Source organism: Vibrio ostreae, from assembly GCF_019226825.1.
GTDB classification, from domain to species: Bacteria; Pseudomonadota; Gammaproteobacteria; order Enterobacterales; family Vibrionaceae; genus Vibrio; species Vibrio ostreae.
In genome coordinates this window covers 405,901-418,757 of sequence record NZ_CP076643.1, presented here as the reverse complement: position 1 = coordinate 418,757, position 12,857 = coordinate 405,901, and the positions used below count along the sequence as shown (strand labels likewise).

Sequence of the window (12,857 nt, the reverse complement as noted above, 5' to 3'; positions counted from 1 at the left end):
AAACCGTGTCATATCGGGAGCCATCCATGCAGGTAACCATCAGTTCAGACTGGCAAGAACGTAACAACGACGAGCATAAGATTCGTCGCAATGATCACCGGAGTCCATATCAGCGTGACCGGGCCCGAATTCTTCACTCGGCCGCGTTTCGCCGCTTACAGGCCAAAACCCAGGTGCACGGCACCAGTTTGAACGACTTCCACCGCACCCGGCTGACCCATTCGTTAGAGGCCGCGCAAATCGGAACCGGTATTGTCGCGCAGATAAAACTCAAGCAGCCCCAGTTCCGTCATTTGCTACCGTCAGACAGCCTGATTGACTCGCTGTGCCTGGCGCATGATATCGGCCATCCGCCCTACGGCCATGGCGGTGAAATCGCACTCAACTACATGATGCGTGAGCACGGCGGTTTTGAGGGCAATGCGCAGACGTTTCGTATCGTCACCTGTCTCGAACCCTATACCGAGCATCACGGCATGAACCTGTCACGCCGTACCCTGCTCGGCCTGCTTAAATACCCGGCGCTGCTCAGCCGCACCCGGGCGGAAAAACTGCCCGAATCAGTCCCGCACCAGCGTCAGCTGAAAGCCAAAGACTGGGCACCGGCCAAAGGTGTCTACAACTGTGACAGTGCAGTACTGGATTGGGTACTGGCGCCGCTTAGCACCCATGATCGTCAGCTGCTGGGCGAGATGCGGGCAGAAACCCGCTCGCCTTATCAGCACCAGAAGACACGTTTTAAATCCCTCGATTGCTCAATTATGGAGCTGGCCGATGACATCGCTTACGGGGTGCACGATCTGGAAGATGCGATTGTGCTCGGTATGGTCACGCAGACCCAGTGGCAACAGGCCGCGGCCAGCCAGTTAGCCGTGTGCGGTGATGAGTGGTTTGCTGAGCATATTGAAGCATTGAGCCGCATGCTGTTTTCCGGCCAGCATCATGTGCGTAAAGATGCCATTGGCGGCATCGTTAATGCCCTGCTAACCAGTGTCAGCGTCCAGCCGGTTGATACGGCGTTCAACAGCGATCTGCTGGCCTTTAACGCCTATCTGGAGCCGAACATGCATAACGCGCTGGAAGTACTGAAAAGCTTTGTCAGTCAGTACGTGATCCAAGTGCCGCAAGTGCAGCGTTTTGAATATAAAGGCCAACAGATCATAATGGACTTGTTTGAAGCACTGGCCGCCGATCCGGAACGCTTGTTGCCGGATGCAACCCAGGAGAAATGGCGCACCGCGGAGCATGCCTCGGAAGATGGAATGCGGGTCATCTGCGATTATATTGCCGCTATGACCGATGGTTATGCCCAGCGGCTGCATCAGCAGCTGTTTTCGGCCCACGTTAATTACTGAATCTGACTACTTAACGAAGACAAGGGGCATCTGTGCCCCTTATTCTTCCTTATTGAGGTAATTACGCTCAAACACACCGGGTGGCATTTGCTGAATCTGATAATTGATCATGGTGTCAAATGCAGTCATCAGCGGCGAAAAGTCCTGTTCAGGCTGGAGAGTCTGCAGTAAGTGATAGCCAGCTTCCACCGTTGATAGTGCATTCTCACTCGGCGCTTTGCGAATCCGGTAGTTGCCCTTGAGATCTTTGGGCAGATGCAAGGCGGGTAAGTGATGAAGCTGGGTATTCACCTGCCACATCTTAAAGGCTTTTTTCCAGGTACCATCCAATACAATCACCCGGATCGGCCGCTCAGCTTGTAACTTAAGCTGCGCACTGGATTGTGACTGCTCGCTCGGATACAACACAAAATGCTGCACGCTGCTCTCTGCCAGCAGGCGATTCAGTTCCTCATGTTGACGGAAATCTTCGCCGACCAACAAGCGGCAGTTCGCCAGCGACAGACTGAGGATACGTGCAGTCCCCATGGCGCGATGTTCTTCTGTCGGGTGCTGAAGAATGATAAGCTCCACCTGTGAATCGATCGGCACTATCGCAGCGCAGATACAGGCTTTATGTGCTTTACCGCACCGGGAACAATAACGGGACATAGTGTGAATTTATACCTGTGGCTAGTAATAATCAGTATGGTCTGTGCCGGACTGCAGTTCGAACCGCTTTCTTCTGCCGCAGCCTGGCAGTTAAGTGCCATTCAACACGGCCAATGGTGGCGCATCCTAACAGGAAACTTCACCCATACCAACTTTGCTCATCTGGCGATGAATCTGGCCGGGTTATGGCTCATCAGCTATATCTTCAAGCCCACCGTTCGGCTGTTACTGTCCGCTCTTGTGCTTATCAGTCTCTGGGTCGGTATTGCGCTATTAATGACCGACATGAGTTCATACGTCGGTCTGTCCGGCACCCTGCACGGATTGTTTGCCTGTTTTGCCCTGCAAGAAGCCAGGCAGGGGCGGCGCAGCAGTTGGCTGCTGGTTGCCGGCGTGCTAGCCAAAGTGATCTGGGAGCAGTGCTACGGCAGCTCACTCGGCACTGAAGCGCTGATTCAGGCCCGGGTGGCAACCGAGGCGCACCTGGCTGGTGTACTGGGTGGTTTGCTGCTGGCAATGGTTAATCAGCGACAATGTCCCTCAATAACGGAATAACTATTTGAATGCAAAGCCGGTGGCTATTTTCCTGCTATCCCTTAGTCTGGATTTCGATGGATGGCCCGACTTCCACTACTACCGGGTTAAACACCGGGCTGTTAATAATGATCTGTTCCAGGCGCCGGGTGGCTTCATTGACTTTGGGAGATGTGAACAGGGTTACTTCCATATCCGGCAGCTCCGGCAGGTCGCTTAAAATAACCAGATCGTCCTCCAGAGTATGATAAGGCATCACGGCAATCCCGACTCCGGCACGTACCGCCGCCAGAACTCCGGATCGGCTTTGACTGGTAAACGCAATGCGATAAGGCATCCTGGCTTTTTCCAGCGCAGAGCAGGCATATTGACGATGCTGACACCCCTCATAAAACACCACCAGCGGCAGCACTGCATGGGTATGGACGAAGTGATCTTTCGAACCAATCCAGACTAATTCATCGCGCCGCAGCCGCGTTCCGCCTTGGGTTCCGGCCAGCATTTCGACTAACGCGATATCGAGCTTGCCTTTATCCAGTAAGTCAACCAGATGATCGGGACGATAGTCGCAAAACGCTTCCAGCTCCGCTTCCGGATAACTGAGGATAAAATCCTGCAGAATCGGGGCCAGTGTCTGGCTGGCATACTGATCATGCGTTCCCAGTCGCACTACCCCGTCAATATCCATGTTAAGGAAAGAGCCGACAATTTGATCGTGCAGATTAAGCAATTGCTGGGCATGGGTTTTGAGCTGCATTCCTGCCGCCGTCAGGCGCACGCCGTGCTGGCCGCGCTCCATCAGCGGATTCGCCACCAGGTCTTCCAGGCGGTTGAGTTGCATACTCACCGTAGACGGAGCCTTGTGTAATAACCTGGCCGCCTCGGTAAGATTCAGAGTGTCTGCCACCATCATAAAAGTACGCAGCAGATTAATAGGTAAGTCATGCATGGCTGAGTTTTCAATAAATCCGAACGTAGAATTGAATATTTATCGATTTACCGAATAAACGCAAGCCCATAGTATAGCGTCATCGCTATTTTGTAGCTGGATTGTTAATTTTTAACATTTTAGGTTCAGTGACTTTTCCTGGTTAGATGGTAATCAGTTGAGGCCAAAGTACCTTGGACAAGGAGGATTACGATGCGCATGGCAATGACATTTGGTTTTAACCAGGTTATCAGTCACGGCTTTGGATTGTTTCTGTTTGCGGCCATGATGCCGATGATGCAATCCTCAATTGAGATCAGCAGCTGGTACCTTGCCGCGGCAGGGGCTCTGACCCAAATCTCTTATTTGTCCGGCGCCATGGCTCTCGGTGTGATCGGGCATCGCATCGATTCCGGCCGTTTACTGTTAGCTACCGGTTCACTGACCACTGTCTTGCTGTTTACTATGGCCTGGCTCAACGATCCGCTGGTTATGATTGGCGTACTGACCGTGTTAGCCGCCAGCGCCGCTATGAGCTGGGGAGGCATTGTTGAGCTGACCACCAGCTATGGTGAAGAAAAACGCACCGCAACCAACCTTTCCGTGTCCGCCAGCGGCACAGCTTGGGGCTGCAGCCTGAACGGCCTCATCATTTTACTGGTTGTACCGGTTCTGGGCTGGCGCAGTGGCTGGATTGTCGCCTCTGTGATGGGGCTGGTAACGCTGATAGCCACCATGTACCTGCTCAAACATCTCCGCAGTCAACCGCACCTGGACAATATCAAAGTGACCAAAGCACTCAGCACCCGCGAGCTGTTTTCCATCGTACTGCGTGAACGCACTGCTTTCCTCTCCTGTCTGATGCTGTTTTTGGTCGGTTGCTCAACCATGACCTTTTCAACCTGGCTGAATACGTTCCTGGCCCAGCTTAATCTACCTTCGGCATTGGGAGGCTATACCTGGAGTGTGATCGGATTTACTGGCATGGTGGCAGGCTTCTTTATCGGTAAACTGGCTGATAAACGTGGTCACAGCCTCGCGCTATTACTGATTTTCGGCGCTTTTGCCCTGGGACTTATCGCCTTCACCTACAACCCCGCCAAATTCGTTATGGTGGCAGGCTTTGGCTACGGCCTGATGTATTTCCCGGTCTGGGGCGTCGTTTCCGGCTGGATAAGCCGCCGCTACAGCTCCAAGTCAACCATGCAGATCAACGGCATCGGTATGGTCACGTTCGGCATGGGTGGCGCGCTGGGTAATCTGCTGGCCGGCATCGTCAATGAAAACACCGGCAGTCTGCTGGATGTCTTCTGGCTGATCGCTGCCCTGAGCATAACGTTGTTTGCGCTGGCCACTTATATCTATGCTACCGAGCGCCAGGTCAAACGCCCGATTGCCAGAGCGATTTAACCGCTCACCGCCGATGATACAAAGGGCGATGTTGACTACCCGCCTTATCAAAACTCATCCGAGTTACAGGCAGCAAACTAAACCGTCTCTTGGCAACAGCAATATGATGTGACAGGACACTCGCGGGCGTCCTGTCGATTTAGCCCGAGTGAGCTAAAAATTCACCTGTTCTCGTTACTCCATTCCGATTCGTTGGGCACCCTTTCCTTGCTGGCTGAGTTTATCTTCCGGATTCAACAGATGACATTTTTTCATACTCAGGCACCCGCAACCGATGCAGCCGGTCAGATTCGCTCTTAAAGATTGTATTTGAGCCATTTTACGGTCTAAGTCCGCTTGCCATTTTTTAGCTACCCGCTCCCAATCCCGCTTCGTTGCAGCTTTGTGTAGCGGCAATCCACGCAGTTCTTGCGTGATCTCTTCCAGAGTAAAGCCGACTGCCTGCGCGACCTGAATCAAAGCAATACGGCGCAGCATCGATAACAAATAGCGGCGCTGATTCCCCTCCGTCCGAATCGAAACAATCAGACCTTTAGCTTCATAAAAACGCAGTGCCGAGGTCGCAACCCCGCTGCGCTCAGCGAGCTGACCGATAGTCAGATAGTTTGTATTTACCTTTTTTGTCACAAGCCAACGCCAATTCAACATCCTTTATTGACCTCAAGTTAACTTGAACTTTTATACTTGGCCAATCTTATTTTTAATCATCATAAAAGGTTACCCTATGAAATCTAATCTGCCCTTTGGGCTTAATCCCGATAATCTGTTTGACCCGATACCTTTCGGCTTTTGCCACTCCATATCGGCTCCCGGTAATGGCAGATTAATTTTTATTTCCGGACAGCGATATTGGCCGCAAAATCAGTTGTCGGCCAGTACGGTGATTCCGGTACCTCGCCTTGCTTTGGACGGAATGAAAGTTGAAGTCGATGCCACAGCCTTTAAATCGATCTCTGACCAATGTGCTCCTGCTGTCGATGAGGAGAAATCATGAAGGTAAGGAATTATTCAGTCCTGTTTATTATCGGTGGTATTTGGGGCTCACAGTTTATTTTTCAGCAACAGGCACTGTCGCTCTTTTCTCCACTGTGGATAGCCACTTTACGAGCATTATTCGGTGCGCTGACACTGATAATTCTGTGTAAGTGCTCAGGTCTGAAGAGCAAAAATAAACAATGGGGGCTGTTTTGCATTATTGGCCTGCTGGAAGCCGTTATACCTTTTATTCTTGTTCCCTGGGGGCAGATCCAACTGAGCAGCGCCACGACCGCCGTATTAATGGGTACAGTTCCCTTCTGTACCCTATTGTTAGCGCCACTGCTGATCAGGGGGAGTACAATAGGTGTGTACAGTTTACTCAGTGTGGTCATGGGATTTGGCGGCTTATTATTGTTGTTTTATCCCGCGCTATCCTCACAAGACCAGACCATTCCGCTTACTAGTGCGGGAGCCATTTTACTCGCTGCTGCCTGCTTTGCCATCGCCCTGCTTCTGCTTAACCGCGTTCGCGATGAACACCCGCTGATGGTCGCCAGGAATGTTCTGATAATGGCCAGCCTGCAGCTTACTGCTCTGACCCTGCTTGAAGCCCCCACTGAGTTAGCTTCTTTGCACTTCAATCAACTCTCCGTCTTTAACGTCTTTTCCGTTATCTACCTCGGAGTCATGTGCGCAGGTGTTGTGTATTATCTGTACATGATCAGCGTGAAAAATGCCGGTGCGGTGTTCACATCAATGACAAATTATCTGGTTCCGTCATTTGGTGTTGTTTTCGGCCTGATCTTCAGTGATGAAATGCTGCCTCTCACAACCTGGTTGGCACTGGCTGTGATACTGCTGGCTTTGCTGCTTAATCAGATGCCAAGCCGCACGAAGCAGTCATAACAAAAGGACAACGAGCAAACACTCTGGTTTTCTATCCAGGACACACACCAAAATATCACTCAACAAGGGGTGTGTCCCCTTAAATATTATCCGTTCCACACGTTACATCTGAACGTTAATTACGCCTCGGCAAACTGCTGCAGAGCCTCGCCGGTCAAACGATAGATTCGCCATTCGGATTGCTCTTCGGCACCAATATGCTGGTAGAAATCGATCGCCGGTTGATTCCAGTGCAGTACTGACCACTCAAACCGTCCACAATTATTCTCTAGCGCGATCTCGGCCAGCGTTTTCATCAGGCGCTTTCCTGCTCCGCAGGACCGGTACGCAGGCGTCACGTAGAGATCTTCCAGGTAGAGACCATTTTTACCCAGCCAGGTGGAATAATTGAAGAAGTAGACCGCATACCCCACCGGGCGTCCCTCAACCTCGCAAATCAGTGCCTTTGCGGTTGCAGTTGAACTGAACAGACTGGCCACAATATCCGCTTCATTGGCCTGTACGCAGTGCAGTGCCTCTTCATATTGCGCCAGCTCTTTAATAAAAACCAAAATCACTCTGACATCACCTAGGGTTGCCGGTCGAATATTCATCACTACTTTCCTTTCTTTGTGGTGTATGAACAGTATATCGACCCGGACATTATGATTTAAGTGCATTGTATTCATAGTTAATCTGCATCATATTCACATATGCGGTAAGGTGATAAAGGAAGCTTATGGCGACGCTGGAAAATCTGGACCTCAATCTGATCAAGGTCTTCTATTACATTTATCAGACTCAGTCTGTTCACCTGGCGGCTGAAAAACTTCATCTAAGCCAGTCGGCCTGCAGCCATAGCCTGGCTCGTCTGCGTGAGCGACTGGATGATGAGCTGTTTATTCGTATTAACGGCAAGATGGTGGCAACAGAGCGCGCTCTGTTGCTGGCAGAATCGGTATTACCGGCTGTCAGCCTGCTGCAATCCGGTCTGAATAATGCCGTCCCCTTTGAACCAGCCAACGGGCAACATCAGTTCATTATCTCCGGCTACGATTTCAGTATCTGGTGTGTACTGCCTGAATTGAATGCTTATCTTGCCAGACACTACCCGAATATCGGTGTTCGGATAGTGCAAAGTAATGAACAGATACCAGCAGAAAAACTTGAATCCGGTGACGTCGATCTGGCGTTAGGATTTGACCACGAAGCCGAGCAATCAGCCCACATCGGCAACGCGGTCTGGACCACAGGTCGTTACTGTATTGCGATGGACAGCCAGCATGAAATGGCCGATACAAAGAAAGTTATGCGGATTGAAGACTTTCTGGACTATCCGCACATTCTGGTCACTCCCTGGAATGAGTCACGAGGGATTGTGGATAGCGCGCTGGCAAAAATAAACAAAAAACGCCAGGTCGTAATGACACTGCCCAGCGTGCTTAGTGCGCCTTACTTGCTGAAAAACACCCCGTATTTTCTCGCTATCCCGGAAGTGTATATTCAAACTGTGAGTAATTCGCTCGGTCTGATTTACCGTGCACCGCCCATCACTATCCCCGACTTCCAGATAAAATTATATTGGCATAAAGTGCGCGAAAAAGAGGCCAAAGTCAGTTGGTTGATTCAATTACTCTGCCGACTATCAGGCCAGAACGGCACGACACTCACTAATACCAGCAGATAAAGGCAACTCTGATATCCATTTAAGGGACACACATCCGTTATGAGAAGTAATACTCAGCTAAACCGGCATCCTGCAATCAACTTTGTAACGCTGTAATAACGGTGTGTGTCCCGTTTATTTTCTTTTGGTTCTGCGGCGATAAAAAAAGCGCTTCGAGGAAGCGCTTTCATATAAGTATTAGACTTTGATTACACGATAGGACGCTGGCCACGGCTTGCCAGTTTCAGCAGCACACTGTCCGCAGTTTCAGCTGCTGCGCCAGCCAGTTTAGCGGTCAGCTTTTTCTTCTGCACGTAATGGATAGCCAGTACGGTTTTGTCTTTGCACGCTTCAACGATCAGATCGTCTGAGGTTGTGATCTCATCGACCAGACCGAGTTCTTTGGCCTGAGTACCAAACCAGTGTTCACCGGTGGCGACTTTATCCAGTTCCAGTGCCGGGCGATGTTCGCGAATGAAATCTTTAAACAGTACATGAGTCTCTTCCAGCTCCTGCTTAAATTTGTCACGCGCTTTATCGGTGTTTTCACCAAACATGGTCAGAGTACGTTTGTACTCACCGGCGGTCAGCTGTTCAAACTCAATATCATGCTTTTTCAGCAATTTGTTAAAGTTTGGCAGTTGAGCCACGACCCCGATGGAGCCGACAATCGCAAACGGTGCAGAGACGATTTTATCGGCAATACACGCCATCATGTAACCACCGCTGGCAGCAACTTTATCGACCGAGATCGTCAGCGGCAGGCCGGCTGCTTTAAGGCGATCCAGCTGAGATGACGCCAGGCCGTAACCATGCACCATACCGCCACCGGTTTCTAAACGCAGCAGCACTTCATCGCCAGGTTTCGCCACCGCCAGAATCGCGGTGACTTCTTCCCGCAGCGCCGCGACTTCTTTAGCATCAATACTGCCATGGAAATCGAGCACGAACAGATGAGGCTCATGTTTCGCCTCAAGTTCGCCGCTTTTCGCTGCTTTTTTGATCTCTTTTCCCCGCGCTTTGGCTTTTTCCTTTTCGCTTTTCTTATCCGCTTTATGACGGGCTTTCAGAAAGGCGTCGTCATGAAGATGTGATTCCAGCTGCTCCACGGTTTGTTTATGTTGCTCGGTCAGGTTCGTCACTTCCAGTTCACCTTTGGCTGAGCTTTGTCTTCCGCCGCTGGATTTAACAATGACTAACACTGCTACGATAGCGACGACGACAGTCGCAATCTTGGCCAAAAACAGGCCGTAGTCTAATAAAAATTCCAATGTGTTCATCCTCTTCAATGCGAATTGGTGTATTGTAACCACCTTGTCACGAAGACTTAAAGCAAATCATAAGAATAAGGAAACGTAACGTGGATTATTCAGTTTCTGCAGATGCCCTCAAAGATAAAGTCATTCTGGTCACCGGCGCAGGTGACGGCATCGGAAAACAAGCGGCACTCTCTTATGCCGCACATGGCGCGACCGTGATCCTGCTCGGCCGCACAGTGAAAAAGCTGGAACAGACTTACGATGAAATCGAAGCCGCAGGCTACCCGCAACCGGCCATCATTCCGCTCGATATGAAAGGCGCGAGCAAACAGAATTATCTCGATATGGCCGATACGATTGAAGGCCAGTTTAGTCGTCTGGATGGTGTGCTGCACAATGCCAGCCTGCTGGGGGTGCTGAGCCCGTTCGATCAAATTGGTGAAGAGACTTTTGATGAAGTGATGCAGGTCAACGTCAGAGCCCAGTTTTTGATGACCCAGGCGCTGTTGCCACTACTGCACAAATCAGACGATGCCCGCCTGGTATTCACCAGTTCAACCGTGGGCCACGTTGGCCGTGCATACTGGGGCACCTATTCTATATCTAAATTTGCCACTGAAGGTATGATGCAGGTACTGGCCGATGAGCTGAGCGATACCCGGATTCGTGTCAATGCCATCAACCCGGGCGGCACCCGTACCGGTATGCGTGCCAAAGCGTTCCCAGCGGAAGATGCCAATCAGTTGAAGACACCGCTCGATATTATGCCGCTCTATCTGTACCTGATGGCACCGGAAGGCAAAGCCGTACACGGCGAGTGCATTGACGCGCAACCGAAAAAATAAGTCACAAAAGATCTCATTAATTCAAAGCCTTGCTCTGTGAGCAGGGCTTTGTGTTTTTCAGAGCCGACATTTTCCTTGAATGTTCAACACAACAAAATATACTGTACATATATACAGGTAAATTGTTATGTATGAACTGATCGAACACCTCAAAAATAAACACTGGCTCTGGCAGGGTTCGCAAACCCAGTCTGAACCGGATACTCATTCAACCGGCTTCAACGAGCTGGACCACAAGCTGTGCGGCGGCTTCCCGGCGCATGGTGTTGTCGATATCCACTCCGAGAGCGGGATTGGTGAACTGCGCCTGGTGTATCCTTACCTTAAGCAACATGGTGAGCGCCTGACCGTGCTGATCAACCCGCCAGGTATTGTCGATGCTGAAAGTCTGAGAAATGACGGAATTAACATCGAAAACGTACTCATTGTGACGCCAAAATCAGAAAAAGATGGATTATGGTCAGCCGAACAGTGTGCCAGAAGCGGCGCCTGCAGCCAGGTTCTGCTGTGGCAGGATAAACTGGAAGTGCATCACGCCCGGCGCCTGCAGGTTGCCTGCGAAACAGGAAATTGTCTGAATTTTCTCTTCCGTTCGGCACAAGATAACCTATTTTCACTGCCGGTTACTTTGACGCTATCCCTCAGTGCCCACCCGCAGGGACTCGAAATACGAGTGCCGAAGCGCAGAGGCGGCTGGCCGCTCGGTGCGTTTACCCTGTCGATGGCAGAGCGTTGGTCACGTCTCGTACTGCCGCTGCCTTCTTCAGTGGTGGTGCCATTTCCGCTGCGTAAACAGGGCTGACCATGACTCTATGGATCTATCTGCATTTTCCTAACCTGCAGCTCGATACGATGTTTGCAGAGGCCCCATGCGCAGAGAATATGACGGCAGTAAGTATGACTGCTGAGAACATGTCCGCGGATACGGCACCGGCTGCGTCTGAAACCGCAGCAGAGCGTGCTGCCGCACCGGTGGTGATCGTCAACGGACCTGCTCATCAGGTGGTGCAGGCCAGTCAGTCCGCGCTTAAGCAGGGCATCAAACCGGGCATGGGGCTTGGCAGCGCGGCAGCTTTATGCAGCGAGCTTCAGGTCTATCCGTATGAAGCGGACAGAGAGCGGCAAGCGATTGAGGAATTGGCTCAATGGCTGTATCTGCTGACGTGCGATATCGTGCTCTGTCCGCCGCAGGGGCTGCTGCTGCGGGTGACCAATATGCTGTCGCTGTACGCCGGACTGAATAATTACTGGCAGGCGCTGAGTCAGCATCTGGACCAGCGTCAGGTGCGTTATCACTACGCCAGCGGTTTCTCTCCTCTTGCTGCGACGTTGCTCGCCAAAAGTGCAGCCGACTGGATCTGCGGCGACGAGCAAGCGCTGCGTCAGCGACTGGAGCATTATCCCCTCAGTGCCACCGAGCTGGATGCTAAGCAGATCGACAAACTCGCCCGGGTGGGGATTCGGAATATTCAGGCTCTGCTGGCGCTACCCATGCAAGAGATAGCACGCCGCTTTGATATCGACCTGGTCAACTATGTCGGGCGCCTGCTTGGCCACTTTAAACACCCGCTCAGCTTTTATCATCCTCCGCAGGCCTTCCACGCCCATCTTGATCTGTTGTATGAGATAGACAATGTACAGTGGCTGGAAAAGCCCCTCCGCCGCCTGCTCAAACGACTGGAAGCCTTTCTCACCCTGCGTAATCAGGTCGCGTTTGAGCTGGAACTGATGCTGCAACAGCGCGATGACGCATGCGATGTGGTGCGCTTTACTTCAGCGCAAGGGGAATATCAGGCGCTCAAATGGTCTCGGCTGTGCTGGCTGAGCATGGAATCTGTGCAACTGACCCGGCCAGTACTTAGCCTCAGCCTGCGAGTCATTCGCTCCGGCCTTGCCGAACAAACTCCTGGTGACTTTTTTCGCGCCCGCCAGGGTCAGCAGAGCTCCGCAGAACTGATCACCCTTCTGCAGGCCAAACTGGGCACAGAGCAAGTGTGTAAACTGCTGTTAAGTGACGATCCCCGTCCAGAGCTGCGCAGCCGTTACTTGCCTGCCGATCAACCGGTCAGCGTAATGAGTACCCCGCCCCAAAGCCTTAACTCTGCCTGTCATCGCGCTTCTGGCCGCTTGAGACCGAGCCTTCGTTTACCGCAGCCGCAGCCGTTACAGGAACCGATCTCGCTTATCCACGGTCCGGAGCGGATTGCGACCGGATGGTGGGACGGCCACAACATTATTCGTGACTATTTCATTGCCCGCACTCCTCAGGGACGCTGGCTATGGGTATTTCGTACCCCCGAGCAGCAGTGGTTTGTGCACGGGCAGTTCAGTTAATTTCACAACCCG

General features: G+C 51.7%; 14 protein-coding genes. 9 read left to right on the top strand and 5 right to left on the bottom strand.

Going from position 1 to position 12,857, the window contains the following annotated elements; genetic code table 11:
• The first annotated feature begins 26 nt into the window (after positions 1-26).
• Complete coding sequence (locus KNV97_RS08195) at positions 27-1,355, top strand: anti-phage deoxyguanosine triphosphatase (protein WP_218562870.1); 1,329 nt, start codon at positions 27-29, stop codon at positions 1,353-1,355.
• Between the two features lie 39 nt (positions 1,356-1,394).
• Here KNV97_RS08195 and KNV97_RS08190 read toward each other — a convergent pair whose 3' ends face one another.
• Entirely contained in the window at positions 1,395-2,006 is a 612-nt protein-coding gene (locus KNV97_RS08190; RefSeq protein WP_218562869.1) for a tRNA-uridine aminocarboxypropyltransferase, read from the bottom strand.
• 3 nt (positions 2,007-2,009) lie between these two features.
• Between KNV97_RS08190 and rrtA the strand changes: the two genes are divergently transcribed.
• On the top strand, positions 2,010-2,561 hold the full coding sequence (rrtA, locus tag KNV97_RS08185; RefSeq protein ID WP_218562868.1) for a rhombosortase: 552 nt from the start codon (positions 2,010-2,012) through the stop codon (positions 2,559-2,561).
• 34 nt (positions 2,562-2,595) lie between these two features.
• Here rrtA and KNV97_RS08180 read toward each other — a convergent pair whose 3' ends face one another.
• Positions 2,596-3,489, bottom strand: a complete 894-nt coding sequence (locus KNV97_RS08180; RefSeq protein ID WP_218562867.1) for a LysR substrate-binding domain-containing protein — start codon at positions 3,487-3,489, stop codon at positions 2,596-2,598.
• 192 nt (positions 3,490-3,681) lie between these two features.
• Here KNV97_RS08180 and KNV97_RS08175 point away from each other — a divergent pair, with 192 nt between their 5' ends.
• Positions 3,682-4,878, top strand: coding sequence for an MFS transporter (locus tag KNV97_RS08175; protein ID WP_136482783.1), 1,197 nt, complete (start codon positions 3,682-3,684; stop codon positions 4,876-4,878).
• 174 nt (positions 4,879-5,052) lie between these two features.
• On the opposite strand, the gene soxR is transcribed toward KNV97_RS08175, so the two are convergent.
• On the bottom strand, positions 5,053-5,505 hold the full coding sequence (gene soxR / locus KNV97_RS08170; RefSeq protein ID WP_240798103.1) for a redox-sensitive transcriptional activator SoxR: 453 nt from the start codon (positions 5,503-5,505) through the stop codon (positions 5,053-5,055).
• 97 nt (positions 5,506-5,602) lie between these two features.
• On the opposite strand from soxR, the gene KNV97_RS08165 reads away from it, so the two are divergent.
• Positions 5,603-5,872, top strand: a complete 270-nt coding sequence (locus tag KNV97_RS08165; RefSeq protein ID WP_136482779.1) for a hypothetical protein — start codon at positions 5,603-5,605, stop codon at positions 5,870-5,872.
• A complete protein-coding gene (locus tag KNV97_RS08160; protein WP_218562866.1) occupies positions 5,869-6,762 on the top strand; it encodes a DMT family transporter in 894 nt (297 codons plus the stop codon). Before KNV97_RS08165 ends, KNV97_RS08160 begins: the two co-directional genes overlap by 4 nt.
• A gap of 119 nt (positions 6,763-6,881) precedes the next feature.
• Here KNV97_RS08160 and KNV97_RS08155 read toward each other — a convergent pair whose 3' ends face one another.
• Positions 6,882-7,355, bottom strand: a complete 474-nt coding sequence (locus KNV97_RS08155; protein WP_256612643.1) for a GNAT family N-acetyltransferase — start codon at positions 7,353-7,355, stop codon at positions 6,882-6,884.
• Positions 7,356-7,480: 125 nt separating this feature from the next.
• Here KNV97_RS08155 and KNV97_RS08150 point away from each other — a divergent pair, with 125 nt between their 5' ends.
• Complete coding sequence (locus tag KNV97_RS08150) at positions 7,481-8,428, top strand: LysR family transcriptional regulator (RefSeq protein WP_218562864.1); 948 nt, start codon at positions 7,481-7,483, stop codon at positions 8,426-8,428.
• A 188-nt stretch (positions 8,429-8,616) separates the two neighbouring features.
• Here the strand turns inward: KNV97_RS08150 and sohB are convergent, their stop codons facing one another.
• The gene (gene sohB / locus KNV97_RS08145; RefSeq protein ID WP_136482773.1) at positions 8,617-9,678 is read right to left on the bottom strand and encodes a protease SohB; all 1,062 of its coding nucleotides are present in this window, start codon (positions 9,676-9,678) and stop codon (positions 8,617-8,619) included.
• 89 nt (positions 9,679-9,767) lie between these two features.
• Between sohB and KNV97_RS08140 the strand changes: the two genes are divergently transcribed.
• The 3 genes from KNV97_RS08140 (at position 9,768) to KNV97_RS08130 (ending at position 12,845) form a co-directional block, all read left to right on the top strand.
• A complete protein-coding gene (locus KNV97_RS08140) occupies positions 9,768-10,511 on the top strand; it encodes a YciK family oxidoreductase (protein WP_218562863.1) in 744 nt (247 codons plus the stop codon).
• A 127-nt stretch (positions 10,512-10,638) separates the two neighbouring features.
• Entirely contained in the window at positions 10,639-11,313 is a 675-nt protein-coding gene (gene imuA / locus KNV97_RS08135) for a translesion DNA synthesis-associated protein ImuA (protein WP_218562862.1), read from the top strand.
• A gap of 2 nt (positions 11,314-11,315) precedes the next feature.
• Positions 11,316-12,845 carry a Y-family DNA polymerase gene (locus KNV97_RS08130; protein WP_218562861.1) on the top strand — a complete coding sequence of 510 codons (1,530 nt, stop codon included), beginning with the start codon at positions 11,316-11,318 and terminating at the stop codon, positions 12,843-12,845.
• The last annotated feature ends 12 nt before the right edge of the window (positions 12,846-12,857 follow it).